The organism is Pseudoalteromonas sp. NGC95 (assembly GCF_015864705.1).
GTDB classification, from domain to species: domain Bacteria; phylum Pseudomonadota; class Gammaproteobacteria; order Enterobacterales; family Alteromonadaceae; genus Pseudoalteromonas; species Pseudoalteromonas arctica.
On sequence record NZ_JADYWR010000001.1, the window covers coordinates 210753 to 235472 of the forward strand.

Genomic DNA, 24720 nt, shown 5'->3' on the forward strand with positions numbered 1-24720 from the left:
GAATCACTAACGTGTACTTTGACGATTACCGCCTACTTTTGGTTTAGTGTTTGCCTTTTTAAATTGGCTAAAACCGGTATGTCGCGTTAGTGCCGGACGTCCGCCTTTACTGCCACCTTTACCTGCTTTTTCATCACGCCCTTCTTCAGGCACTAAACAGTTAGGCCCTTTACCAATTAAATTAGCTTTACCCATTTTACGCAGTGCTTCACGTATCATCGGCCAACCTGCTGCATCATGGTAGCGTAAAATAGCTTTATGTAATCTACGTTGGCGAGCACCTTTAGGTACTGGAACAACTTCTGTATTGTTTTTTATATTACGTAAAGAGTTCATTTCTGTGTGGTAAATAGTCGTCGCATTAGCCATCGGTGATGGGTAAAAATTTTGTACCTGATCAAGCTTAAAGTCATTCGATTTAAGCCATAAAGCCATGTTTACCATGTCTTCATCTTTTGTCCCTGGGTGAGCTGATATAAAGTAAGGAATTAAATACTGCTTTTTACCGGCTTCTTTAGAGTACTTATCAAATAATTCTTTAAATTGATCGTACGCCCCCATACCTGGTTTCATCATTTTTGATAATGGACCATCTTCTGTATGCTCTGGCGCTATTTTTAAGTAGCCACCTACATGATGCGTTACTAATTCTTTAACGTAACGCGGGTCGCGTACAGCTAAGTCGTAACGAACACCGGAAGCAATCAATACCTTTTTGATACCCTTAACTTCACGTGCTTTTTTGTATAAGTCTATTGTTGGCGTATGATCTGTATCCATATGCTTACAAATTTCAGGATACACACATGATAAACGTCTACAGGTACTTTCTGCCTTTTTGCTAGTACAACGCAGTTTATACATATTTGCCGTTGGGCCACCTAAGTCAGAGATAACACCAGTAAAACCGGGTACCTTATCTCTAATCTGTTCAATTTCTTCAATAATTGATTCTTGCGAACGGCTTTGAATAATACGCCCTTCATGCTCCGTAATTGAGCAAAACGAACAACCTCCAAAACAGCCGCGCATAATATTAACTGACGTTTTTATCATGTCGTAAGCAGGAATTTTAGAGTCGCCGTAACTTGGGTGAGGAATACGCTGATACGGTAAACCAAACACAGCATCCATCTCATGTGTTTCTAATGGGTATGCTGGCGGGTTTACCCAAATAGAACGATCGCCGTGTCGCTGAAACAGTGCTCTTGCACAACCAGGATTTGTTTCTTGATGTAGAATACGCGAAGCGTGGGCGTATAAAGGTTTGTTAACACTTACTTGCTCATAAGCAGGTAACTTAACGTAAGTTTTTTCCCATGGCTTAGGTCGCGCAGGCTGAACCATAATTGGTTTTGCAGCTTCTGCCTTTAAGTCTATACCCGCTTGTTTAAATTCAGATTTACTACAGCCAACATCATCAGCGCCGTATGGATTTGGAATTGGATCAATTTTACCAATTTTATCTATAGCGGTGGAGTCACTTCCACGCCAACCTGGTAAAGGTTCTTTTCTGATAACAGCCGTGCCGCGAATATCTTGAATAGTATCCATTGTTTCGCCTGCGGCAATACGGTGTGCAACTTCAACTAACGGACGCTCTGCGTTACCGTAAATTAAAATATCAGCTTTTGCATCAAACAAAATACTACGACGTACTTTTTCTTGCCAATAGTCGTAATGAGCTATACGACGAAGACTCGCTTCAATACCGCCAATAACAATTGGGATACCTTTGTATGCTTCACGGCATTTTTGCGAGTAAATCATTACGGCGCGATCTGGACGTTTACCACCTACGTTATCTGGCGTGTAAGCATCATCGTGGCGCATACGCTTTTCAGCTGTATAGCGATTGATCATTGAATCCATGTTGCCAGCTGTTACACCAAAAAATAAATTCGGTCTGCCTAGTTCCATAAATGCATCTTTAGAGTCCCATGCTGGCTGGGCGATAATACCTACTCTAAAACCTTGCGCTTCAAGTACACGGCCAATTACCGCCATACCAAAACTAGGATGATCGACGTACGCGTCGCCACTAATTATTATTATGTCGCAGCTATCCCAGCCAAGTGCATCCATTTCTTCACGTGTAGTTGGTAAAAATGGCGCGGTGCCATAACATTCAGCCCAGTATTTAGGGTATGAAAATAAGGCGCGCTTAGCTTTGAGTGTGCTCATAATTGTGGCCGTAGAATAACAAAAGGCGCGAATTATACCCTACTAAATTGTTTATATATACAAAGTAGTCAAAGCATATCGCGCCTTAAATTCTAAATCGTTCATTAGCTTAAATAATAAGTTAATCTTTTTAGCGTTTATTTATAAATTCTATTAATTCATTTTCAGGCATGGGTTTAGCATACATAAAACCTTGTACTTCATCGCATCCTAAATTTTTTAAGAACTGGGCTTGCTCTTGTGTTTCGACCCCTTCAGCAATCGTTTTTAAGCCCAACTTAGCACCAAGAGATATAACTAAGGCAGCAATAGCGCCAGTGTCATCATTTGGTAAATCTTTAATAAATGCACGATCTATTTTCAACCGATCCAAAGGTAAACTTTGAATGTAACTCAGCGACGAAAAACCAGTACCAAAGTCATCAATAGCAACTTCCATTCCGAGTTCTTTTAGCTCACTTAGCGTACTAATAACCGTTTCCAGCTCATCCATTACTACGCTCTCGGTGATTTCTAATTCTATGTTTTTTGGCTTAACACCATATTTTAACAATGTATTTTTAACAGTTTGCGCATAACCTTTTACTTTAAACTGTGGGACAGACACATTAACAGCAATACAAATTTCTGTGCCCATATTTTCTAGGCGCTTTTGCTGTTGGCAAGCTTGTTCTAATACCCACTGCCCTATATCAACAATTAAGCCCGCATCCTCTGCAAGTGGCACAAACACAGCCGGCGATATATACACGCCATCACTTGCCGGCCAGCGTAATAATGCCTCACATCCAATTAGCGATAAGTCATCTAGTGCAAGTTGAGGTTGGTACCATACCTCTAATTTATTTCGAGCAAAGTCATGACGTAACTGCCTAATAATCCCTATCCGCCAAGCCATCTTATCTTGCATATCAATATTGTAATAAACGCCTTCTTTATGCTTTGCTTTTTTAGCTTGGTCAAGTGCAATATAAGCAACTTTCAGTGTATCAATACCGCTACTTTGAAAGTCTTGTTGTTGGCATAAGCCCACTCTAAAATCGATAGGGAGTAAATGTTCTTCTGCGTAAAATGAAATACCTAATTGCTCATTCAACTTTTTTAAGTCAAATTCGTCTTGACGAATAATAAAACCAAAAACATCAGCGCCAATACGTGATAGTAATTTAGCTGTTGGGTAATTTTCTCTTAACCTTTGCACAATGCCAATTAATACTTTATTGCCGACCTCTTGCCCTAAGCCGTTATTAATATCTGCAAAATTAACTACATCAAGTAATACAAATACATGATCGTTCACGTGTGGCTTTTGATAACTCACAACACGCTCAATAAAGTTAGTACGATTTGAAATACCAGTAAGCACATCTTTATAAGCAGCATCTCTTAACTTTACAAATAACCTTATGTTATCAAGTGCTACACTTACATTAGTTAAGAAAATTTCAGCAAATTGTAGCTGTGCTTGTAAGGGAATGTGGTCGCACTCTATATATAAAGCCGCTTTTCGATGCTTACTTTTTAATATAAATGTTGAACTTGAGTCTATGTGTTGGTGCTTTGACAAACCAAAACACGACTCAACTTGTTCAAATACTTTGCTATCAACATTAATTAATTTTTTACCAAAATAGCTTTCGTAATGCCCGCAACCACCTAAGACCTGAATAAAATCATCGCCATCTAACTTACTGCAAACAAGCCCTCTAGGTGAACATTTTAAAATAATACTCATGTGCTTGATGATTTCTTTGCATAATTGCTTAACATCAGTAAGTCCTAAAATAGACTTTGATGCTGAAACAATCGTGTTCATTGCATCACTTTGATATTCAAGCTGACATACCTGCTCGTATGAGCGAATAGCGGTTATAAGCGAAGTTACTAACTTAGAACGAGTCAGCTCTGTTTTCGTTTTATAGTCATTTATGTCGTATTCTCGTATTACTTTTTCTTCTGGTGTAATACCTGCTTGCCCTGTTCTTAAAATAATTCTTACATGTTGATTATTTAATTCGTCACGCACCCTTTTTACAACCTGCAAACCGGCATCGTCAGTTTCCATAACAACGTCTAAAAAAATAACCGAAATATTTTTATTTTTAGCTAGCACTTCTATTGCTTCTACACCCGAATAAGCATCGTGAAATCGCAAGCCAGCCCCTAAAAACTCAACGCCAGACAAAGCTAATTTTGTTACAGAGTGAATCTCAGGTTCGTCATCAACAATTAAAATATCCCAAAACTTAGTCTGCTCAACAACAGCATAGTCTTCAAAATCTTGTTCAAAAAATAAAAAATCGTTTTGATCTGACGACATTCGCTCTCCTAAGTAGCAATCAATAAATTATTTTTGGTTTATAATCTAATTCATACTATAGTCGATTAATAAAAAGTTGTTGTATTTCAACTTGAAAAACTAATAAAAGGTGTGCTTATTAAATCATTAAAAATATTAATCAAATGCGTACTGTTATTACTATTAGTATTGGCACTGGTAGGGCTAATACTGCCTCAAAGTTATAGTGTAAATAAAACAATCGAAATTAATGCCAATCTTAAAGTAATAAAGCCGCTTATCACCGACTTTAGCCAATGGCAAAAATGGTCTCCATGGGAAAAAGTAGACCCCAGCATACATTTTACTTTGGGCGAACCCAGTTCTGGCCTAGGGGCTCATCAGTCTTGGAAAGGAAAATGGGGGTATGGTGAAATGATCATAACTTCGGTAAGCCAAAATAAAGTCAGCTTCAACATACTTTTAAATGCTGAACATATTATTAGAGGTACATTTAACCTTAGCGAGCAAAACGGTATAGTTACGTTAATATGTAATATTAAAGGTCAAACAACTGCTCCTTTAATATCTGGTTACACTGCAATTTTAAGCGAGTACGTACTCAGTAATACAGTTTCACTGGGGTTAAATAACCTTCAAACTGTTGCACAGCTTAGTGATCCACAAAGGATAATGCACAGTCATGACAGTCAAAACAGCACAGGCGAGAATTAATCTTGCCAACATCATCGAATCCTTACTTGGTTACCCTATAACAAAAGTAGGTAGTAACGGTGTACTACCTACTAACGAGCAAAGTTACGATATTAAGGGCCAAATTAAGCCGCTTTATCATATTAACAGTGAAAACTCTGTTTTAGCTCGCGCTCAAAAACGCCAAGATTTATTACTTATTAAACAACAACAAAATATAGAATCAATTTTAGCAATGGCTATGGGGTTTTGCCCTGATGTAGCAAATAGTAAACAGCCCGATGTTGATTGGGTAGAGCATTTTATAGCTCTGTGTGAAGATACTTCTAATGAATCAATGCAAATTTTATGGGCAAAAATTTTAACAGGAGAAACACTTAACCCTGGTACGTTTTCAATTAAAAGCCTACAAACTTTAAAGCATATGACACAGCGAGAAGCAGACTCTTTGCAAAAATGTGTGTCGCTCTCAGGCTATAACGAAAAAGACGACAGCCACTTTATATTACTCGGTTTTTACAAAAAACCATCTTTGTTTGATTTGCTACGAAAAGGCAATAAAGTATCTCTAAATTTAGGAAAAACGGGCATTAGCTTTCCTGATATTTTAACGCTCATGGATCTTAATTTACTGTATAGAAAAGAAATTGAATCTGCAGTGCTTAAAGCGGGGCAAGAACTTACCCTTTCATTTTTATCGCAAAAAGTAACGTTAAAAGCAAAGAGTAGTGATTTGGTATTAAGCTATTACAAATTTACTCAAACAGGTGATGAGCTATCTAAACTCATTAATTTCCCTGTCAATAAGGTCTATAAGCAGTTGATTAATAATGCGCTAGAGGGAGAGTTTGATTTAGCGTGGCACGCAATAAAATAATATGCCACGCTTTGTTTAATTAGAAAATACTAATTAAAAATGAACCTGAATACCCGCAAATGGGCCAGATGCATCAATATCAGTAGTAATATCATCTACATCATCAAGTTCTAATACCATAGAGCGGTAACCTGCTTTAACAGCAACATCTACTGCTAGGTTATCAATAAGTTCCCACGCTACCCCTACTTGATAATCTTGTACTTTACTGTCGTCAATAGCCAAAAAGCTACCTTCAAAAAATACACTTAAACCAGTAAATGGTAAGCCAGCTTCGGCACGGCCGTATGCAAGAGGAACAAAACCAGAGAAGTCTTTGGTTTCGGTAAAGTTAGTACCACCATTTTGGGTAGTGCCACTTACAACAATATCACCGTCAAACTGTTTAGCATTTAAACCTAGGTCTATTGAAATTAAGTCATTATCAAAAATTTCATAATAAAAAATATAATCAATATGCGTTAAATCACTTATCGTATTTACAGTAGAACCAACAACATAATCAGAACCATTGAAGCTAAATGTATCTGTAAGCAGCGCAGAACCATTTAACTCAAGCTCTGTATACTTTAATTTGATATTTGGTACTAACGGTACTGGGTGCTCAAGCGCCGCGTAATAACTTACAAAAGTCTCATCTTCAAAATTAAAATCTTGAGATGCATTATTTTTGTAAGAAAATTGGCCATCGTTATCTGACTTCCATCCATCAACACCTACGTATAAACCTAGTAGAGTGTCAGCTTGCGCTGCTGGTGCTAAACATGCCATTGAAAGGGCTGCTGCTAAACAATACTTTTTCATTTTTTATCCTTGAGCTAGTAGTTCGCTAAGTTCGATTAAAGCCGCATTGGCTCTAGAAATATAATTTGCCATAACTAAAGAATGGTTAGCAACATAGCCAAAACCATTCCCGTTTAAAATAAGTGGGCTCCACACTGTTTCTTGGGTTGCCTCAAGCTCACGTATAATTTGTTGAACGCTTACACGTGCATTTTTCTTTTCAAGTACATCATTAAAATCGTACTCTATCGCTTGTAAAAAATGCAGTAACGCCCAAGTAGCACCGCGCGACTCGTAAAATACATCGTCAATTTCTAACCACTGTGTTCTTACTTGCTGCTGCAGTGGAGCAAGAGTTGCTTGTTTATTTGATGAATTACCTGCTAAATCGGTGTTCACTTTTTCTTGGCCTACACTGGCACTTAAACGCTGACTTAAGCTACCTAAACGTTTTTCAGCTTCTTTAAGCCAACTACGTAAGTTATCTGCTCGTGCATAAAATTGACTATCACGCTCATGCTCGTTAGCAATTTGTCCACGATATACCATTAAGTAGTCAATACCTTTTTGATACTCACCTTCAGCACTTGGCCATGCCCATGCTTCAGAGCTTATATTAAACTGTGGCTGCGCCTTTTTAAGTGCTTCATGTTCCGTTGATTGTGATTGCGAACGGCTAAAATCTTTTCGCATAGAAAGCGATAAATCACGCACCATTTCTAGCGCGCCATATTCCCACGCCGGCATATCATCCATAATAATACTTGGTGGTATTACATCATTTGATAAGTAGCCACCGGGTTTATCTAGTAAGGTATTTGCTACTGTAATTAAAGTAGAAGTAGTTACATAACCCGTAACTATTTTTTCATTACGAAGCTGCGCTTGCTCTTTCGCGTTTGCAACAACATCAAAACGTGAAGGCTCAGTGCTCCAGTAAACAGCAATTGCGTAAAATATGATAAGCAGTAAAACAACTATTCCTGCTATTTTTCCTTTGTGTTGCGACATGTGTACTCCTAGTGATGAGCGTGTTGAGTAGATGGTTTTGACTGCGTAGCTTGCGCTTCAAGCGACACGACTTGAGCATTAGTGAACAAGCGATTACCGTCACTAAAATATAGCGTGAGTTTGCGTTCTTGCTCTACTTTTAATGGCTCTTGTGGTTCAAATACCATTAAATGATAACCGCCAGGTTGAAAACTGACACTTTCGTGCGCTTTAATTTCAACTGATTCAACTTGTTGCATTTTCATCATGCCGTCTACATGTGAATGCTCGTGTATTTCAACACGCCCTAAGCCATCAATAGTTGCCTTAGTTAAAGTTGCTGCGGCTCCACTGTGATTTATTAGCGTTAAATAACCTACAGTTGAAGTACTGCCAGGTAAAAACTCTCTAACTTGCGCGTTAGTTACTTCGAGCACAGCCACATCAGAACCATGATCGTGCCCTGAGTGCGCCGCCAACGATGACGAAAAAAAACTAAATATTAATGCAGAAGCCATCGAAAAACATAGTTTCGTCATCATTCTTATCCTTATGAAAACTTTAAATTACAGACTAAATTTAACATAGTTAACCTATAATAGTCAGTCAAATTAAGGATTAAGAGGCTACTTTTTTGTTATCGGCAACAAGCCAGCACAACACTGCAACAAATAGTAACGGCCATGCAATCATTATAGATCCGAATAAAAGCGCTAAAACAGTCCCTGCTAATGCCACTACACCCGCACCAACTAATCCCATAGTAATTAAAGCCACTACAGCAACTACAGCAACAATTGCGGCCAAAGCACCTACAAGCTCGAGCCCAGCCCAGCTAATATCAGCAATCCATAACGGCAACTGCCAAGAATCAATCTGCACAAACGTTATTAAATCAGTAAACAGTAATAAATAAATAATTACACATACTGCCAAAGCTTTCATAGTAATTCTCCTTATACCAACCGGCTTATATATGAGGTCTCTTTAACGATAAGAAAATTGCGCTATAACTAGGCAAAAATTTTTATATCTAGTTGTTCTACATAAAATTTTTAACAACGTTATAAAGTAATTTAATTTGTTAAATTGTTCAAATATTTATGCCTGTTGGTATTAATACTCTTTATTTTCAAGGCAGCAATGCGCTATAAAATAACCAAGTGCAATTGCAAACGGAAAACTCAAAAACAACAAAATAGTAACTACGCGTGTTGCCCATACAGGAAAGTCCAATCTACGAGCTAAACCACTACAAACACCTGATATTTTTTTATTTAGAGTATCTTTATACCAACCTCGTTGACGATTAAAGCTGTTCATAGCAATCTCCTAAGCAGTTTGTTTTAAATTAGTATTTAAGTTCGCTTTTAAGCGAGCCAGTTCAGCATCAATTTTTTCATTTTTAACTAACGACTCAATTTGGGCACTCGTAGAGCTTGCTGTATCAGTCAGCTCATAAGCCTCTACTTGAGCTTCAATACCTTCAACACGCTGCTCTATTTGTTCAAAACGAGACAACGCATGAGCTACTTTATCGCTTTGTAGTTGCGTACTGATTCGCCCTCTAGCAATAGCAACATTATGACGCTGCATTAACTGAGCTTGCTTAGTTTTGGCCATAGCCATTTTTTGCTGCAGACGCTCACAATCAACCTTAATTTTTGCAATAGACTCTTGCAGTGTTTCTAGTTGAGTTTGCTTATTCTCAATGCTTTCGTTAACGCGCTGCTTTTCAAGTAAGGCAGACTTAGCAAGGTCATCACTGCCCTTCTCAACCGCACGTTCTGCTTTAACTTGCCAAGCTGCTAATTCTGTTTTTTTAGTATCAATTTGGCGATTAATTATTTTCTCTTCACACAATAAAGCGGCTGCTGTACTACGGCACTCATTCAACGCATCTTGCATCTCGGTAAGCATCAAGTTTAAAAGTTTTTCTGGGTCCTCAGCTTTATCAAGCATAGCGACAATGTTTGATTGAATTACGTCATTTACGCGGTTAAATATTCCCATGGTATTCTCCTGTTGATTTTTAATTAATTTCAACAAGAAGATTCCAAGAGTTGTGCCAAGTTCATCAAAACAAAAATAAAACATTTAAAATCATAGTGATAAACAAAAATCACTCTAGTTTTTAGTGACTTCAAGCTGAACAGCATAGAGTGTAATTGGCCAATAAATTATGCTTTTGACTAATATTTAGGATCAAAAAAGCCACTCGAAAGTGGCTTAAATTTAGAACTTTTAAAGCTTAGCTTTATTCTGGTACAAAGCTTAATGCTTTATCCATTACCGATAAATCAGCTTGCTTACCATGACCACTTTCAGAAAGGTGGCGTCTAAAACCTCGTGCACCAGGCTGCCCCTGAAAAATACCGAGCATGTGACGTGCAATATGCCAAAAATTAGCACCCAAACGCATTTCTTCTTCAATGTAGCTGTACATTGAGCGCACTACGTCGTGGCGTGATTGTGTGTTTGCAGCATCACCATAAATTTTCTCATCAACGTCATTGAGCATAAATGGGTTACTGTAAGCTTCACGCCCAATCATTACACCATCAATATGTTGTAGATGTTCTAGGCTCTGCTCAATTGTTTTAACACCGCCATTTAGGCTTAAGTCTAGCTGCGGATAATCTTTTTTAAGTTGATAAACACGTGGGTAATCAAGCGGTGGGACTTCACGATTTTCTTTCGGGCTTAAACCATTAAGCCATGCTTTACGAGCATGAATAATAAAATCATCACATCCTACTTTATGAGACGCTTCAATAAGCGCACATAAAAACTCATACGAATCTTGCTCATCAATACCAATACGCGTTTTAACAGTTACAGGAATACTTACTTCGCTTTTCATTGCTGCAACACACTCAGCAACTAATTGAGGCTCAGCCATTAAGCATGCGCCAAATCGACCATTTTGAACTCTGTCTGACGGGCAACCTACATTTAAATTTATTTCGTCATAACCACGCTCACCTGCGAGCTTTGCACATTGCGCAAGCGCTTTAGGATCAGAGCCACCAAGTTGCAGTGCAACTGGGCCTTCGTGTTTATTAAAATGTAAGTAGTCGCCTCGACCAAATAAAATAGCCCCTGTGGTTATCATTTCAGTATAAAGCACAGTATGTTTAGTCATTTTGCGATGAAAAGTACGACAATGGCGATCAGTCCAATCAAGCATTGGGGCCACAGAAAAGCGTCTATCCAAAGTACATTTATTCAAAGCAAACCTCAGGGTATTAAAGTTATTAAGCACAGCTTAAAAGGCGCTGCATTTTACACAAAAGCCTAGCAGGCATCAATGTTAAGAGAATACCTGCAAGCCAAAATAATGGGCTATGCCATTTAAAATATTGGTAACCGCAACCGAGCTTAAAATAAGCCCCATAATTCTACTTATTATACTTGCGCCACTGTCACCAATTAATTTATGTACATGCGTTGCAAGCAGTAACAAAACCAGTACAACCGCTAATACAGCAAGCATCATTGAAGACGTTAGTAACTGCTCAACCCAGGTATATTCTTCATTACGAGTCATTAATACGGCGCCTAACATAGCGCCAGGGCTCGCGATAGACGGAATCGCAAGCGGAAAAATAGCGGTTTCAGTGCTGTCGCGTACACTTTTAATTTCGGCTTCAGGTTTACTTTCACCAAATATCATTGAAAGCGCAAAAATAAGTAATATGATACCGCCGGCTATTTGAAAAGCCGAAAGTGGAATTTCAATTGCGTTAAGTAATTGCTCACCTGCGAGTACAAAAAATAAGAGCACTAATGCAGATACGCCTACCGCTTTAAATATAACTTTACGTTTAAATTTCTCATCATCACCACGTGTGACTGCAATAAATACAGGTACAGTGCCAATGGGGTCAATAACCGCAAAAAAGAAAATAAATATAGCCAATAGTTCGTGCATTACTGGGTTTCCTAGGTAAAAAGCGCTTAATAAAAACGCTGCAACTACAACACAGTATGTTAGTATATCACGGTAGCATAAGGATAAGAGTAATGATGAATATAGAATCACTCGTAAGTAAAGCAAAACAAGTTTGTGACAACCGTGGTGCGCGTTTTACGCCTATCCGCGAGAAAGTATTTCGTCTATTAGCCAGTGCACAAGGTGGTGTTGGTGCATACGATTTGCTTGAGCAATTAAAAGTAACTGAAACAGGTGCTAAACCTGCAACTATTTATCGTGCATTAGACTTTTTAGCTGAACTAGGTTTTATTCATAAAATTGAAAGCACAAATGCATTTATGCTGTGCCATCATTTTGATCATATTCACCCGGTACAATTATTAATTTGCGATACATGTGGCTTTGTTAAAGAATTACACTCGAGTGTAATTTCGCATGAGCTTAATAATCTAGCTGCCGAAGGTGGCTTTGTCGTATCAGGGCAAACAATAGAAGCACATGGTAAATGTGAATCTTGCAGAGCATCATAATCCTTCAAAGTTATCCTTAGTGACTATACTCAAACTATATAGTCATTTCACAGAACAAATTTAAGAGTAGCCACTATGAATGTAGAATTCATCAATCCTTTTTTATCTTCTTTAATTAATGTTTTAAGCACTATGGCTCAAACTCAATTGAAGCCGGGTAAACCTCGCATTAAAACTGATGAGATAGCCTGTGGTGATGTATCAGGTTTGATTGGTATGGTTGGCCCGCAAACGCGAGGATCATTTTCAATTACATTTGATGAAGGATTAGCATTAACCATCATGGAGCGTATGCTTGGCGAACGCCCTGATACCATAGATGAAGAAGTTACCGATATGGTTGGCGAAATAACCAACATGGTAACTGGTGGTGCTAAAAATTTACTTGGCGAGAAAGGCTTCGACTTTGATATGGCAACGCCTATTGTGGTATCGGGTAAAGGTCATACAATTACTCATAAAAGCCAAGGTAAAAAGATCATCATGCCATTTAGCTGTGACGCTGGTAATGCAAACATTGAAGTTAGCTTCGATAAACTATGAGTTGGCAGCAAAAGCAAATTACATTAAAACCTCGCCTGCGAGGTTTTCATATAATTGATGGCGAAATATTATCTCAACTTCCTGAACTGGCGAGTTACAAAATAGGCTTGTTACATTTATTTATTCAGCATACCTCAGCGAGCCTTACAATAAACGAAAATGCAGATCCCACTGTTCGTATGGACATGGAAAGCCATTTCAATAAATTCGTTCCTGAGCGTCAACCTTACTACCGCCACGATTATGAAGGTGATGACGACATGCCCGCGCATATTAAAACCAGTACGTTAGGCTGCGAGCTAAGTATTCCTATTTCAAATGGTTATTTAGCGTTAGGTACATGGCAAGGCATTTATTTAGGTGAACATCGTAACTCAGGCGGATCTAGACGTATTATAGCAACTATTCAGGGGGAGCTATTTTAACAAAAGCTTCAGGTTTCAAAGTATTAGCTCTTCTGTACCTCACTCATACCTCATAACTTCAAAGTACGACACCTTTCTTGTAGGCGCAGAGCTTGCTCGCGCGCGAAGCGATAGCTTCTAATAACCAAAACTTCAATGCTGAATGTTACATATAGAATAAAGTAGATAAGAGAGATTTTAAATTATAATTTTATTTATGATTTTTAATACAGAAAATTTTGAAAGGATATAAAAAGATTGGAGCGGTACACGAGGCTCGAACTCGTGACCTCGACCTTGGCAAGGTCGCGCTCTACCAACTGAGCTAGTACCGCATTATATTTTCATTAAACACTACAATTTCTTTTGGCTAGAAATTGGAGCGGTACACGAGGCTCGAACTCGTGACCTCGACCTTGGCAAGGTCGCGCTCTACCAACTGAGCTAGTACCGCATTTTTACTTCTTCAGTTATTTTACGTTGGTGCGCGACAGGTCGCGTTCAACATTCTAGCAACTGAGCTAGTACCGCATTATATTTTTATTCAACACTACAATTTCTTTTGGTTAGAAATTGGAGCGGTACACGAGGCTCGAACTCGTGACCTCGACCTTGGCAAGGTCGCGCTCTACCAACTGAGCTAGTACCGCATTTATTGATGGTAATTCAATCACTCAAACACACTAACCCCGCGTGGGTTATCGTCTTGAGCGGGGCAGGATTCTACAATAATACAGTCTGTTTGCAAGTGTTTTTTACAAATTAAAGAAATTTTCTCTATAGACTTTTAATTCCATAATCGAATCTTTAATGTCATCCAAAGCAAGGTGTGAGCCTTTTTTGTTCACTTTTGCAAGCACTTCTGGTTTCCAGCGACGTGCTAATTCTTTAATAGTACTCACATCAAGATTTCTGTAATGAAAGAAGTCTTCAAGCTCGCGCATATATTTATTCATAAAGCGGCGGTCTTGACCAATTGAATTACCACACATTGGCGAAGTGCCTGCTGGTACCCACTGCTTTAAAAACGCTAAAGTTTGCTCCACAGCATAGGCTTCATCAAAGGTACTTGCTTTGCAGCGCGCTGTTAAACCCGACTTACCATGTTGAGTAGTACACCACTCGTCCATGCCATTTAGTAATTCATCACTTTGATGAATAGCTATAGTTGGCCCTTCGGCTAATATATTCAGGTCTGCGTCAGTGACAACCGTCGCAATTTCGAGTATTTTATCGGTCTCTGGTTCGAGCCCTGTCATTTCAAGATCGAGCCAAATTAAATTTGATTTATTAATAGTCATAATTACCTAAGCGGTGCTTTCCTTTAGATCCAACGCATTTCGATATATCATATTAGCATCAACCGTCGAGCTAAAGCTTTTTTTAGGAAAAGCGACATTTAACTAAGGTTATAGGCCTCCAGTGGCAAAACAAAAAAAATTAAGTAAAGGCCAATCGCGTCAGATCAAGGCCAATCACCAAAAGCGCATTAATAGCGCAGACTCAAGACCGGCTAAAAAAGGGGCGCAAGAATGGCAAACCGATAACTTAGGTCAGGTCGAGAGCGCAATTGTGATCAGTCGTTTTGGCCAACACGCCGATGTCGAAACTGAAAATGGCGATGTACTTCGCTGTAATATACGCCGTACTGTGTCTAATTTAGTATGTGGTGATGAAGTATTATTTCGCCGTGCCAAAGTAAGTGAAGGTGATTTAGCCGGTGTAATTGAAGCCACGCAAGAGCGTCGCTCGCAACTTACCCGCCCTGATTTTTACGACGGTGTTAAAGTTATTGCAGCCAACATTGACCAAATACTCATGGTATCGGCTGTATTACCCGAGTTTACCCCTAGTATTATCGACCGTTATTTAATAGCCTGTGAAGATATGGGCATTGAGCCAATTTTAGTGCTCAATAAAACCGATTTAATTGACGAAGCAGGCCTTAACGAAATACAAAAAGTTCTCGATATCTATCGTAAACTTGATTACCAAGTACTCCTTGTTAGTAATATATCAGGCGATGGTATTGATAAATTAAAAGAAGTACTTGTTGATAAAAATAATATTTTTGTTGGCCAAAGTGGTGTGGGTAAATCAACCCTCGTTAATACTGTATTGCCTAACGCTGAAATATTAACTAAAGAAGTATCTGAAAACAGCGGCTTAGGCCAGCATACAACAACTGTTTCGCGACTTCACCATTTACCAAGTGGCGGTAACCTAATCGACTCGCCAGGTATTCGTGAGTTTGGTTTATGGCATTTAGATGTTGAACGTGTAACGTGGTGCTTTAAAGAGTTTAGAGAATTTATAGGCGGGTGCCGCTTTAGAGACTGTAAACATTTAAACGATCCGGGTTGCATCGTTAAAGAAGCAGTAGCCGATGGAAGAATTTCTCAATTGCGCTTTGACAGCTACCACCGAATTTTAGAAACAATGGCCGATGGCCGTGCAGGCGCCCGTGCGCCTCGCGTATAATTTAGGAAAAATACTGTGAGTTTAGACAAATTTAAAATCGCAATGCAGTACGCAATGCCAAAACATTTTATTTCACGCGTAGTCGGCAAATTAGCTGCTGCAAAAGCGGGTGCTTTAACCACTACTTTAATTAAACTATTTATTAAGCAATATAAAGTAGATATGAGCGAAGCCCAATACCCAGATCCGGCTCATTATAAAAGCTTTAATGAATTTTTTACTCGCCCTCTAAAAGAAGGCATGCGCCCAATGGTAGAAGATAGCAATATCATCATTCATCCAGTGGATGGCGCAATCAGCCAGCTAGGCGATATTGTTGACGGACAGCTAATACAAGCTAAAGGCCACGATTACAGCTTACAAGCGCTACTAGGCGGCTCACAAGATGATACAACACCATTTTTAGGCGGTAAGTTTGCAACGATTTATTTAGCGCCTAAAGATTACCACCGTATTCATATGCCAATTGATGGCACACTAAGCAAAATGATTTACGTGCCAGGTGATTTATTTTCAGTAAACCCACTTACAGCGCAAAACGTGCCTAACTTATTTGCACGTAACGAACGCGTAGTCGCAATTTTTGAAACTGAGATTGGTCAGCTTGCAATGGTACTTGTTGGCGCAACAATTGTAGCCAGCATAGAAACTATTTGGGCTGGTACTGTCACGCCACCAGCAGGTAGCGATGTATTTAGTTGGAAATATCCAACCACTGGCGATAACGCTATCACGCTTAAAAAGGGTGAAGAGATGGGTCGCTTTAAATTAGGCTCTACTGTGGTACTAGCATGGGGTGCTGATAAAGCTGAAATACTGGACGATCAACTACCTGAAGTGGTTACTCGCTTAGGTACTGCGTTTGCAAAAATTAACGACTAAAATCAATCGTTAATTAGAAATTAAAAAAACCGCGTTTAATTAACGCGGTTTTTTATTTTTGAAGAGGTAAAGCCTGCACACGCGTAAAGCGCCGCTTTTAATATTTATAACTGATAACTATTAATTGGCTTCTCTAAAGCGCAGCGCCCTCTTAACCTCTTTGTGAATAAATCACTTAAGATCTTATTGCACTAAGAGAAGCAAAAGAGATGTAAATGAGAAGACATCTGGCATAGAAATTACGAGCTTTGCTCGTCACGCCAGCAAGCTGTGCGTATACAAGTTTGGTGTAAGAATTTTGATGTACTGTAGATACCATCTCTCATTTTAAGCTTCAAGGTCGTATTTAACTTTCTTGGAGCTTAAACGCTTCTTGGTTTTTTATTACACCAAAACATATATGAATTAGCTTTCGCATATTTGCACACACAGCTTGCATCGGTGTTTTACCATTATTTATTAACGTTAACTTGTGTCGTTTTATTGTTTTATTCCATTGCCCAGCAACAATGGCTGCCATATAAAGTTTGCATCGAATTCTGGCTGGCCCAAGTTTACTGATTGATGTTCGCCCTTTTAATTTACCCGATTCATTATGCCGTGGGATTAATCCACAATAAGCCGCCGCTTCTTTGGCTTTATTAAATTTTTTAGCCGCAAACAAATACGTCAGCTCTCTCGATAATACGGGCCCAATGCCAGGGATAGACTCAAGTAGTTTCCTGTTTCTTTTTAAATCAGGTTCATTATCTATGTGGTTATCAATGTCAGATTTAAGCTGTTTAATTTCATCATCTAAAAACGCGATTGTCACTTTTATCGATTGGCAAACACGCGCGGAAACGTTGCTGAATTCACTTGCTTCTAATCGGTTAGCTTCTCGTTGTCGGTTACTCTCAAGCGCATCTAAACGACGAATAAGGGCTTTAAGCTCTCTAATTTCTAACGCTTCAGGTTGCCAATAATTAACGACTGCGTGCTTAGCACAGCCATAATGAGCAAGCATCGTTGCATCAGATTTGTCTGTTTTGTGAATTATGTTTAAAGCGTCTGCATACTTTTTAGCTTTACCTGGGTTCGCTAAAATAATATTAAAGCCTTGCTCGTGTAAAAAATACATCAGCGCTTCATGATAAACACCCGTTGGTTCGAGGGTGATAACGAGCTCACTAGCAGCGCTTTTAGTTGTATTTAAAAGCCATTTTTCTATTGTTACAAAGTCTTGGCGCTTGTTTTTAAAGACTTTTGTTTTAATTTTATTTGTAAGCTGGTCTCTCAACCACGATAAATCAATCTTCTCTTTACTAATATCAATGCCGATAAACATCATCTCTACTTACTCCCCTTGTACATACAGCATCTACTTAAATAAAAGCGTGCTTGGATACCATTCAGTTTGTGAGAATAGAAAGTCAGGGCTTTATCTACGGCGCAGTATTAAATACTAGGCGTAAAGGCAAGCTCACTGACTTCGATGTGATAAATGATAGCTAATCATTTATCAATGAGAGATACAAGGCGTAGAGCTTGCTCACGCGAAAAGCGCAGCTTTTAATTCTTTAACGCCACATGTAATAACAAGCACAAGCCCCTCAAAAACCTATTTACCACACTCTTTACACTCTGAATCTTTAATCACTTTAAAGTGCTGCTGCTTTAAAGTAAGCGCATCAAACGTTATAAATACACATCCCTCTGCATGCCCCATTAATAAGTTGAGCGTAAGTTGCGCCTGCATAGAGCCAATTACACCCAGTAGCGGGCTAATCACTCCTGCGTTACTGCAATTGATAACTGGTGTAGCTTCGCTTTGTGGAAAAACACAGCCATAACATGGGCTATCACTTTGCCTAAAATCAAAGCCCATTAACTGCCCTTTAGTTGCCAATGCAGCACCAGAAATTAACGGTGTTTTATTAGCAATACAATAACGATTAACGCAATAGCGAGTGCTAAAGTTATCAGAGCAATCAAGTACGATGTCAGCACCTTTTAGCATGTTAACTGCATTACTCTCATCTAACTTTTGGCAATGCGTTACTATGTCTATTTGATTATTCAGGCTCGCTAATACTTTACCTGCTGCAGCGACCTTGTTTTGCCCTAAGTGATTTATTTTATAAAGCACTTGGCGCTGTAAATTTGAAAGCTCAACCTCATCATCGTCAATTAAAATAAGCGTTCCAATGCCCGCCGCAGCTAAATACAAAAGTGCTGGGCTACCTAAACCACCAGCCCCCACTACTGCAACCGTTGAGGATTTAAGTGCTAACTGCCCTTCAAGCCCAACTTCTTCAAGCAACAAATGGCGGCTATAACGAAGGGTTTCTTTTTCGCTTAGCTCATTCACGTTTACCGGCCTTGTTAGTATTGCCCTTGTTAATATTAATGTGCACTTCTTATGGCCACTTGCAGAGCACTTATAGCCTCTACGTAATTATCAGCCTCGGTAATCGCACGCACTACGGCAACACTACCCACGCCAGTTTTCGCTACCTGCTTTGCACGGCTTAAATCAATACCGCCTATTGCTACCGTTGGATAGCTTTGCATAAGCGGTACAAATTTGATCAGCTTTTCAAGACCTTGTATTTGCCCTGTCATGTCTTTTGTTGTGGTTGGGTAAATAGCACCAAATGCCATATAACTAGGGCGATAATTATGCGCACGCAGCATTTCATAAAAACCATGAGTAGAAAGCCCAAGCCTTAACCCAGCGTCTTTAATTGCCGCTAAATTAGCAATCTCTAAATCCTCTTGCCCTAAATGCACACCATACGCACCATGCTTAATAGCTAGCTGCCAGTAATCGTTTATAAATACCTGTGCGTTGTATTGCTTGCCCAGCTCAACAGCTTGCTTAATGAGCGCATCAAGCTCGTCTTGCGTTTTATTTTTAACGCGTAACTGCGCTGTTTTAATGCCTTGTTGTAAGCATTTTTCTAACCAATCTGTGCTATCTACAACCGCATACAAGCCAAGCGATTGTGTTTCACACGGTGCAAAATCAGCAGCCATATTAAAATCAAGCGGTACATCAAAATCTAATTCATCGCCAAGCCAGCTACCTGGCTCAATTACTTGTGGGTAGTCAGCTAAATTAGTAGGAAACGAGGTCTGAGCAACTGGTCCAATCCCCTCACCGTAGCGTACTGACTGTTTTAGCCCTTGGTTTATATATGCTTTAGCTAAAATAAAGGCATCTTTTAATGGATAGTCTTTAGCTAAACACGCAGCAATTACTGAAGCCATGCTACACCCGGTGCCGTGGTTATGCGGTGTTTGTATTTTTTTATTGCCTAACCAGTATTCTTCACCATTTTGCGTATTACTATCAATACAATAATCAATGCAGTAGCCACTTGGGTAATCCCAATGTCCGCCTTTAATCACAACGGCTTTTGCACCCCAGCTTAATAACTTATTAGCCGCTTCTTTTATTGCCGCCGGGCCAATTAAATACACACCGGTTAATAACTGTGTTTCATGGGTGTTTGGGGTTATTACATCCACCAGCGGCAGTAAACATTCTTTTATTGCGCTGACGGTGTCCTCTTCTGTTAGTAAGTCACCGCTTGAGGCAATAGCGACAGGGTCATATACAATAACGGGAGGCACAGGCCACTTAGCTTTATAGTGACTTATATGTTCGCTGATCAACTGAATTTGCTGCACATTGGCTAACATGCCAATTTTTATCACTTTGGCTTTCATGTCTTTTTCAAGCGCTAGTAACTGCGATTCAATAATATCGGTAGACACTGCATTAATAGCCTCTACGCCTAAACTATTTTGTGCAGTAAGCGCCGTAATTGCCGTGCAGCCATGTACACCAAAACTTTGCATTGCTTTTATATCAGCTTGAATACCGGCACCGCCGCCCGAATCAGATCCGGCAATTGTCCATACTACGTTATTCATATTCTTTCCTTCACTGCTGATGCCAAAATGGCATACCCATTGTTGGGGTTGATGGGGCTGCAACGTCTTTTTCCGGCATCGCTTTTGCTTTGTATGCAAAGCGCCCCGCTTCAACTGCGGCTTTAAATGCGCGGCTCATAGTAATTGGGCAACCCGCCCCTGCAATGGCTGAATTTAATAATACCGCATCATACCCCATTTCGAGTGCTTGGCAGGCATGCGATGGCAAACCTAAACCGGCATCTACTATTAATGTGGTATCGGGTAAGCGCTCTCGAATAGTTTTTAAATTATAGCTATTTAACAATCCCTTACCGGTGCCTATTGGTGCCCCCCATGGCATAAGTACCTCACACCCAAGTTCATTTAAGCGCTGGCAAAGTACTAAGTCATCGGTGCAATAAGGCAATACTTTAAAGCCATCATTAATTAATATTTTTGTGGCTTCAAGTAGCGCAAAAGGGTCTGGCTGTAAATTGTAATCATCGCCAATCAGCTCTAGCTTAATCCAGTCGGTAGCAAATACCTCTCGGCACATTTTTGCAAGCGTGATAGCTTCTTTAACGCTGTGGCACCCTGCGGTATTAGGGAGTATTTTTAAACCTGTATTTTTTATTAACTGCCAAAAGTCATCACCCGCTGCTGCACTTTGTTGGCGCCTAAGCGACACAGTTACAATTTCAGCGCCAGAGGCGACTATCGATTGGGTCATAATGTCGGGCGACGGATAAAGTGCAGAGCCTATTAATAAACGACTCTTTATTTGCTCTCCATAAATAGTTAAACAGTCTTTAGTTTGCATGAGCTTTATCCGCCTTGAATGGGTGACAGCAACTCAACACTGTCGCCTTCATTAAGTACATAGTTACTGTGCCGACTTTGTGGAATAAATTCGCCATTAACAGCCACAGCAAAAGGCGCGACTGCACCAAAACTTTGAAGTACCTCAACGAGTGCTTTGCTATTAACATTAAGTAGCTCGCCATTAATTGTAATATTCATTCTACTCTCACTCTATTCGTGAAACTGCTTGCGCCACTAATGCCGGCGCCAACATATAACCATGTCGATACAAACCGTTAATGCTAATTACATTACCAACTTGTGATACTTCTGGGCGGTTATCGCTAAATGCAGGGCGTAATCCGGTTTGAATACTAAGTAGTCGTGCTTCGGCAAACCCGCTGTGTACGGTATAAGCCGCTGAAAGTAACTCAAGAGTTGAGCGCACTGTTGCGGCACCATTGTCTTGTGACTCTATTTCAGTCGCACCAATTACATATTCATGATTAGGTTTAGGCGCTATATAAATTGGATAACGCGGGTGCATTAAACGCACGGGCCTGATTAAACTTACCTCTGGTGCGTATAACCTTGCTACTTCGCCGCGCACACCTCTAAGCGGTTTATCATCTTGAGTATTTTTAGCACCAAGCCCACGGCAATCAATAATATAATCGAATGGTCGATTGTTTATTTTGTTGTCGCTAATGGTTACGCGCTGATTAAATACAAATTTTACTTTGCGTTTGTTGAGCTGTGCAAAGCTGGCTTTATAAAATGCTTGGTTATCAATTTGCCCCTCGCAGGGTAAAAATAAGCCTTGATTAAAGCGCCCTGCCAGTTCAGGTTCAAGCATTGTAATTTGTTGAGCATTTATATGCTCGGCAGTGTGATCAGCTAGCGGTTTTATACGCTGTGCAAAGCTTTGTAAATCGCCTTTGTCCTGCTGGTGCGCAATGACCAAAGTGCCTTGCTGCTGAAAAAAAACGTCACTTTCAAGCTCGGCAATAATGCTAGGCCAGCGCTTCATTGAATCAAGACCCATTAAAGCTAAATCAGCCTCACATAACACCGACTCAGCAAGCGGGGCAAGCATTGCTGCTGCCACTTTACCTGCGCTATTTTGAGTATGCTCGTCATCTGCTTCAAAAACAGTGACATGGTGCTGTTTACTCAGCGTAAGCGCAGCTAACCTGCCCGCTAAACCAAACCCAACCACCGCAATGTTATAGGACACGAAAACCTCCAAAGCAGTTATTAGTAGGTGCGAATTTACTTCGCACTTCTTCAACTTTTAAAGAAGCGAGGTATAAAACCTCACCTACGTCTGCATCTAACTTCTAGCGATAATTACTTTATACCGCTTTATGGTAAATCTCTGAGCCTGTTTGCTTAAACTCAGCTGACTTAGCTTTCATTTCGGCTTCTACATCAACCATTTTTATTTCAATAGCGTCGCCAGCGTTATTAGGATCAATACCACGTGTTTCTAAATCTTTAGCGTAATCGCGTACTTCTTGGCTAATTTTCATAGAGCAAAATTTAGGACCACACATAGAGCAAAAGTGAGCCACTTTACCTGATTCTTGCGGCAGGGTTTCGTCGTGATACTCGCGAGCTCGGTCTGGATCTAAACCAATATTAAATTGGTCATGCCATCTAAACTCAAAGCGTGCTTTTGATAAGGCGTTATCGCGCTCTTGCGCGCCAGGATGCCCTTTTGCTAAATCGGCGGCATGCGCTGCAATTTTGTAGGTAATTAAGCCTTCTTTAACATCTTCTTTATTTGGCAGACCTAAATGCTCTTTAGGTGTTACATAGCAAAGCATTGCACAGCCGTACCATGCTATTTGAGCCGCCCCAATACCAGAAGTAATATGGTCGTACCCTGGTGCAATATCGGTCGTTAGCGGACCTAATGTATAAAATGGCGCTTCGTCGCAGTGTTTTAATTGCTCGTCCATATTGGCTTTAATCATGTGCATTGGCACATGTCCTGGACCTTCAATAAATACTTGCACGTCGTGCTTCCACGCAATTTTAGTCAGTTCACCTAATGTGCGCAGCTCACTAAACTGTGCTTCATCGTTGGCATCAGCAATCGAACCAGGTCGAAGTCCATCACCAAGTGAAAAACACACATCGTATTGTTTTAAAATTTCGCAAATATCTTCAAAGTGAGTGTATAAAAAGTTTTCTTTATGATGCGCTAAACACCACTTAGCCATAATTGAGCCACCGCGCGACACAATACCGGTTACACGTTTAGCCGTCATTGGTACGTAACGAAGCAGTACACCGGCATGAATAGTAAAGTAATCAACACCCTGCTCGGCTTGTTCAATAAGCGTATCGCGGAAAATCTCCCACGTTAAATCCTCAGCCACACCATTTACTTTTTCAAGTGCTTGATAAATCGGTACTGTGCCAATAGGTACAGGCGAGTTACGTACAACCCATTCACGCGTTTCGTGAATGTAACGTCCCGTTGATAAGTCCATCACGGTGTCTGCGCCCCAGCGGGTAGACCACACCATTTTTTCTACTTCTTCTTCAATAGATGAGCTTACTGATGAGTTACCAATGTTGGCGTTAACTTTTACTAAAAAGTTACGGCCTACAATCATAGGTTCTGTTTCTGGATGGTTTATATTATTTGGTAAAATAGCGCGACCACGGGCTATTTCATCGCGTACAAATTCTGGGGTAATAAATTCAGGAATACTCGCGCCAAACGACTCGCCTTTATGCTGCGCTGCTAATAATTCTTTACGAATTTCTGCACGTCCCATATTTTCGCGAACGGCTACGTATTCCATTTCAGGAGTAATAATCCCTTGGCGTGCGTAGTGCATTTGCGTTACGTTTTTACCAGCGACACCACGGCGAATTTTTGGAAGGTGATCAAAGCGAATATGATCCAGCCCTTCATCTGCCATACGTTGCTGCGAAAATTGCGACGTCACTGATTCTAAAACCTCGGTGTCGCCACGGCTTTCAATCCATTGTTCACGAAATTTTGGTAAGCCTTTGCGTACATCAAGTTCAAAATTAGGATCGGTATACGGGCCCGACGTATCATAAACACGTAGCGGATCGTTTGACTCATAAACAGGGTTTTCATCTGTGCCACCAATAAACGTATCACTTAATGTGATTTCACGCATACCAACGCGCACGCCAGGTTGAGTGCCTTCAACGTATACTTTATGAGAATTTGGGAACGGTTGACCCGTTAAGTTATAAATATATTCAGACGCGGCAGCACGAGTTTCTCGGCGTGACGCTTTATTTGTAGTATTTGACATGACTTGCCTCATTGCTTAAGGGTTGTCTTGTCAGATATTCCGAGGAATAGAGAAAGATCGTAAAGTAGCGTACATGCTACTTTGCAGCCTAAAATAAACAAAATC

General features: G+C 40.0%; 25 protein-coding genes and 3 tRNA genes. 7 read left to right on the forward strand and 21 right to left on the reverse strand.

Features of this window, described 5'->3' with window-relative positions:
• Nucleotides 1–6 precede the first annotated feature (6 nt).
• Both I6E70_RS01005 and I6E70_RS01010 read right to left on the reverse strand, forming a co-directional pair.
• Nucleotides 7–2184, reverse strand: coding sequence for a YgiQ family radical SAM protein (locus tag I6E70_RS01005; RefSeq protein WP_007580292.1), 2178 nt, complete (start codon nucleotides 2182–2184; stop codon nucleotides 7–9).
• Nucleotides 2185–2314: 130 nt separating this feature from the next.
• The gene (locus tag I6E70_RS01010; protein ID WP_197187828.1) at nucleotides 2315–4504 is read right to left on the reverse strand and encodes a bifunctional diguanylate cyclase/phosphodiesterase; all 2190 of its coding nucleotides are present in this window, start codon (nucleotides 4502–4504) and stop codon (nucleotides 2315–2317) included.
• 111 nt (nucleotides 4505–4615) lie between these two features.
• Here I6E70_RS01010 and I6E70_RS01015 point away from each other — a divergent pair, with 111 nt between their 5' ends.
• Both I6E70_RS01015 and I6E70_RS01020 read left to right on the forward strand, forming a co-directional pair.
• The gene (locus I6E70_RS01015; RefSeq protein WP_197187829.1) at nucleotides 4616–5197 is read left to right on the forward strand and encodes an SRPBCC family protein; all 582 of its coding nucleotides are present in this window, start codon (nucleotides 4616–4618) and stop codon (nucleotides 5195–5197) included.
• Nucleotides 5166–6053, forward strand: coding sequence for a TIGR03899 family protein (locus tag I6E70_RS01020; protein WP_197187830.1), 888 nt, complete (start codon nucleotides 5166–5168; stop codon nucleotides 6051–6053). The genes I6E70_RS01015 and I6E70_RS01020 overlap by 32 nt, the downstream gene beginning before the upstream one ends.
• 33 nt (nucleotides 6054–6086) lie before the next feature.
• Here I6E70_RS01020 and I6E70_RS01025 read toward each other — a convergent pair whose 3' ends face one another.
• The 8 genes from I6E70_RS01025 to I6E70_RS01060 all read right to left on the reverse strand — a co-directional run bounded on the left by I6E70_RS01025 (nucleotide 6087) and on the right by I6E70_RS01060 (nucleotide 11760).
• Nucleotides 6087–6857, reverse strand: a complete 771-nt coding sequence (locus tag I6E70_RS01025) for a TIGR04219 family outer membrane beta-barrel protein (protein WP_197187831.1) — start codon at nucleotides 6855–6857, stop codon at nucleotides 6087–6089.
• Nucleotides 6858–6860: 3 nt separating this feature from the next.
• Entirely contained in the window at nucleotides 6861–7847 is a 987-nt protein-coding gene (locus tag I6E70_RS01030) for a DUF2333 family protein (RefSeq protein ID WP_197187832.1), read from the reverse strand.
• Between the two features lie 8 nt (nucleotides 7848–7855).
• Nucleotides 7856–8365 carry a copper chaperone PCu(A)C gene (locus tag I6E70_RS01035; RefSeq protein ID WP_425595354.1) on the reverse strand — a complete coding sequence of 170 codons (510 nt, stop codon included), beginning with the start codon at nucleotides 8363–8365 and terminating at the stop codon, nucleotides 7856–7858.
• 79 nt (nucleotides 8366–8444) lie between these two features.
• A complete protein-coding gene (locus I6E70_RS01040; protein ID WP_010554260.1) occupies nucleotides 8445–8771 on the reverse strand; it encodes a hypothetical protein in 327 nt (108 codons plus the stop codon).
• Between the two features lie 171 nt (nucleotides 8772–8942).
• Nucleotides 8943–9149, reverse strand: coding sequence for a PspC domain-containing protein (locus tag I6E70_RS01045; RefSeq protein ID WP_010554259.1), 207 nt, complete (start codon nucleotides 9147–9149; stop codon nucleotides 8943–8945).
• Nucleotides 9150–9158: 9 nt separating this feature from the next.
• Complete coding sequence (locus tag I6E70_RS01050) at nucleotides 9159–9839, reverse strand: PspA/IM30 family protein (RefSeq protein ID WP_165721146.1); 681 nt, start codon at nucleotides 9837–9839, stop codon at nucleotides 9159–9161.
• Nucleotides 9840–10083: 244 nt separating this feature from the next.
• Nucleotides 10084–11016, reverse strand: coding sequence for a tRNA dihydrouridine(20/20a) synthase DusA (gene dusA / locus I6E70_RS01055; protein WP_024589770.1), 933 nt, complete (start codon nucleotides 11014–11016; stop codon nucleotides 10084–10086).
• A gap of 123 nt (nucleotides 11017–11139) precedes the next feature.
• Nucleotides 11140–11760, reverse strand: a complete 621-nt coding sequence (locus I6E70_RS01060) for a MarC family protein (RefSeq protein ID WP_024589771.1) — start codon at nucleotides 11758–11760, stop codon at nucleotides 11140–11142.
• A gap of 95 nt (nucleotides 11761–11855) precedes the next feature.
• Here I6E70_RS01060 and I6E70_RS01065 point away from each other — a divergent pair, with 95 nt between their 5' ends.
• The 3 genes from I6E70_RS01065 (at nucleotide 11856) to I6E70_RS01075 (ending at nucleotide 13261) form a co-directional block, all read left to right on the forward strand.
• Complete coding sequence (locus I6E70_RS01065; RefSeq protein ID WP_007580267.1) at nucleotides 11856–12293, forward strand: transcriptional repressor; 438 nt, start codon at nucleotides 11856–11858, stop codon at nucleotides 12291–12293.
• A gap of 75 nt (nucleotides 12294–12368) precedes the next feature.
• Nucleotides 12369–12836 (forward strand): chemotaxis protein CheX, encoded by a 468-nt coding sequence (locus tag I6E70_RS01070; protein WP_007580265.1) that lies wholly within the window; start codon nucleotides 12369–12371, stop codon nucleotides 12834–12836.
• Nucleotides 12833–13261 (forward strand): secondary thiamine-phosphate synthase enzyme YjbQ, encoded by a 429-nt coding sequence (locus tag I6E70_RS01075; protein WP_197187834.1) that lies wholly within the window; start codon nucleotides 12833–12835, stop codon nucleotides 13259–13261. Before I6E70_RS01070 ends, I6E70_RS01075 begins: the two co-directional genes overlap by 4 nt.
• A 238-nt stretch (nucleotides 13262–13499) precedes the next feature.
• Here the strand turns inward: I6E70_RS01075 and I6E70_RS01080 are convergent.
• The 4 genes from I6E70_RS01080 to orn form a co-directional block, all read right to left on the reverse strand.
• Nucleotides 13500–13575: transfer RNA gene (locus tag I6E70_RS01080), tRNA-Gly, on the reverse strand.
• A 43-nt stretch (nucleotides 13576–13618) separates the two neighbouring features.
• Nucleotides 13619–13694 (reverse strand) — tRNA-Gly (locus tag I6E70_RS01085).
• 120 nt (nucleotides 13695–13814) lie between these two features.
• Nucleotides 13815–13890: transfer RNA gene (locus I6E70_RS01090), tRNA-Gly, on the reverse strand.
• A 105-nt stretch (nucleotides 13891–13995) separates the two neighbouring features.
• Complete coding sequence (orn, locus tag I6E70_RS01095) at nucleotides 13996–14541, reverse strand: oligoribonuclease (protein WP_007585019.1); 546 nt, start codon at nucleotides 14539–14541, stop codon at nucleotides 13996–13998.
• A gap of 121 nt (nucleotides 14542–14662) precedes the next feature.
• On the opposite strand from orn, the gene rsgA reads away from it, so the two are divergent.
• Nucleotides 14663–15721 (forward strand): small ribosomal subunit biogenesis GTPase RsgA, encoded by a 1059-nt coding sequence (rsgA, locus tag I6E70_RS01100; RefSeq protein WP_010554253.1) that lies wholly within the window; start codon nucleotides 14663–14665, stop codon nucleotides 15719–15721.
• A gap of 15 nt (nucleotides 15722–15736) precedes the next feature.
• On the forward strand, nucleotides 15737–16603 hold the full coding sequence (gene asd / locus I6E70_RS01105) for an archaetidylserine decarboxylase (protein WP_197187835.1): 867 nt from the start codon (nucleotides 15737–15739) through the stop codon (nucleotides 16601–16603).
• 346 nt (nucleotides 16604–16949) lie between these two features.
• On the opposite strand, the gene I6E70_RS01110 is transcribed toward asd, so the two are convergent.
• The 7 genes from I6E70_RS01110 to thiC form a co-directional block, all read right to left on the reverse strand.
• A complete protein-coding gene (locus I6E70_RS01110) occupies nucleotides 16950–17933 on the reverse strand; it encodes an IS110 family transposase (RefSeq protein WP_096058047.1) in 984 nt (327 codons plus the stop codon).
• Nucleotides 17934–18203: 270 nt separating this feature from the next.
• A complete protein-coding gene (locus I6E70_RS01115; protein ID WP_197151783.1) occupies nucleotides 18204–18953 on the reverse strand; it encodes a HesA/MoeB/ThiF family protein in 750 nt (249 codons plus the stop codon).
• A 35-nt stretch (nucleotides 18954–18988) separates the two neighbouring features.
• On the reverse strand, nucleotides 18989–20524 hold the full coding sequence (gene thiE, locus I6E70_RS01120) for a thiamine phosphate synthase (RefSeq protein WP_197187836.1): 1536 nt from the start codon (nucleotides 20522–20524) through the stop codon (nucleotides 18989–18991).
• A 10-nt stretch (nucleotides 20525–20534) separates the two neighbouring features.
• Nucleotides 20535–21326, reverse strand: a complete 792-nt coding sequence (locus I6E70_RS01125) for a thiazole synthase (RefSeq protein WP_010555272.1) — start codon at nucleotides 21324–21326, stop codon at nucleotides 20535–20537.
• Between the two features lie 5 nt (nucleotides 21327–21331).
• A complete protein-coding gene (thiS, locus tag I6E70_RS01130; protein ID WP_002960781.1) occupies nucleotides 21332–21526 on the reverse strand; it encodes a sulfur carrier protein ThiS in 195 nt (64 codons plus the stop codon).
• 7 nt (nucleotides 21527–21533) lie between these two features.
• Nucleotides 21534–22544, reverse strand: coding sequence for an FAD-dependent oxidoreductase (locus I6E70_RS01135; protein WP_197187837.1), 1011 nt, complete (start codon nucleotides 22542–22544; stop codon nucleotides 21534–21536).
• A gap of 118 nt (nucleotides 22545–22662) precedes the next feature.
• Nucleotides 22663–24615 (reverse strand): phosphomethylpyrimidine synthase ThiC, encoded by a 1953-nt coding sequence (gene thiC / locus I6E70_RS01140; protein ID WP_165740921.1) that lies wholly within the window; start codon nucleotides 24613–24615, stop codon nucleotides 22663–22665.
• Nucleotides 24616–24720 lie beyond the last annotated feature (105 nt).

What these genes read in the sequence shown, in the direction of transcription:
- I6E70_RS01005 (WP_007580292.1), bottom strand. Translation starts at nt 2,184, where the DNA reads ATGAGCACACTCAAAGCTAAGCGCGCCTTATTTTCATACCCTAAATAC.
- I6E70_RS01010 (WP_197187828.1), bottom strand. Translation starts at nt 4,504, where the DNA reads ATGTCGTCAGATCAAAACGATTTTTTATTTTTTGAACAAGATTTTGAA.
- I6E70_RS01020 (WP_197187830.1), top strand. Translation starts at nt 5,166, where the DNA reads ATGACAGTCAAAACAGCACAGGCGAGAATTAATCTTGCCAACATCATC.
- I6E70_RS01025 (WP_197187831.1), bottom strand. Translation starts at nt 6,857, where the DNA reads ATGAAAAAGTATTGTTTAGCAGCAGCCCTTTCAATGGCATGTTTAGCA.
- I6E70_RS01030 (WP_197187832.1), bottom strand. Translation starts at nt 7,847, where the DNA reads ATGTCGCAACACAAAGGAAAAATAGCAGGAATAGTTGTTTTACTGCTT.
- I6E70_RS01035 (WP_425595354.1), bottom strand. Translation starts at nt 8,365, where the DNA reads ATGACGAAACTATGTTTTTCGATGGCTTCTGCATTAATATTTAGTTTT.
- I6E70_RS01040 (WP_010554260.1), bottom strand. Translation starts at nt 8,771, where the DNA reads ATGAAAGCTTTGGCAGTATGTGTAATTATTTATTTATTACTGTTTACT.
- I6E70_RS01045 (WP_010554259.1), bottom strand. Translation starts at nt 9,149, where the DNA reads ATGAACAGCTTTAATCGTCAACGAGGTTGGTATAAAGATACTCTAAAT.
- I6E70_RS01050 (WP_165721146.1), bottom strand. Translation starts at nt 9,839, where the DNA reads ATGGGAATATTTAACCGCGTAAATGACGTAATTCAATCAAACATTGTC.
- dusA (WP_024589770.1), bottom strand. Translation starts at nt 11,016, where the DNA reads ATGCTTGATTGGACTGATCGCCATTGTCGTACTTTTCATCGCAAAATG.
- I6E70_RS01060 (WP_024589771.1), bottom strand. Translation starts at nt 11,760, where the DNA reads ATGCACGAACTATTGGCTATATTTATTTTCTTTTTTGCGGTTATTGAC.
- I6E70_RS01065 (WP_007580267.1), top strand. Translation starts at nt 11,856, where the DNA reads ATGAATATAGAATCACTCGTAAGTAAAGCAAAACAAGTTTGTGACAAC.
- I6E70_RS01070 (WP_007580265.1), top strand. Translation starts at nt 12,369, where the DNA reads ATGAATGTAGAATTCATCAATCCTTTTTTATCTTCTTTAATTAATGTT.
- I6E70_RS01075 (WP_197187834.1), top strand. Translation starts at nt 12,833, where the DNA reads ATGAGTTGGCAGCAAAAGCAAATTACATTAAAACCTCGCCTGCGAGGT.
- orn (WP_007585019.1), bottom strand. Translation starts at nt 14,541, where the DNA reads ATGACTATTAATAAATCAAATTTAATTTGGCTCGATCTTGAAATGACA.
- I6E70_RS01110 (WP_096058047.1), bottom strand. Translation starts at nt 17,933, where the DNA reads ATGATGTTTATCGGCATTGATATTAGTAAAGAGAAGATTGATTTATCG.
- thiE (WP_197187836.1), bottom strand. Translation starts at nt 20,524, where the DNA reads ATGAATAACGTAGTATGGACAATTGCCGGATCTGATTCGGGCGGCGGT.
- I6E70_RS01125 (WP_010555272.1), bottom strand. Translation starts at nt 21,326, where the DNA reads ATGCAAACTAAAGACTGTTTAACTATTTATGGAGAGCAAATAAAGAGT.
- thiS (WP_002960781.1), bottom strand. Translation starts at nt 21,526, where the DNA reads ATGAATATTACAATTAATGGCGAGCTACTTAATGTTAATAGCAAAGCA.
- thiC (WP_165740921.1), bottom strand. Translation starts at nt 24,615, where the DNA reads ATGTCAAATACTACAAATAAAGCGTCACGCCGAGAAACTCGTGCTGCC.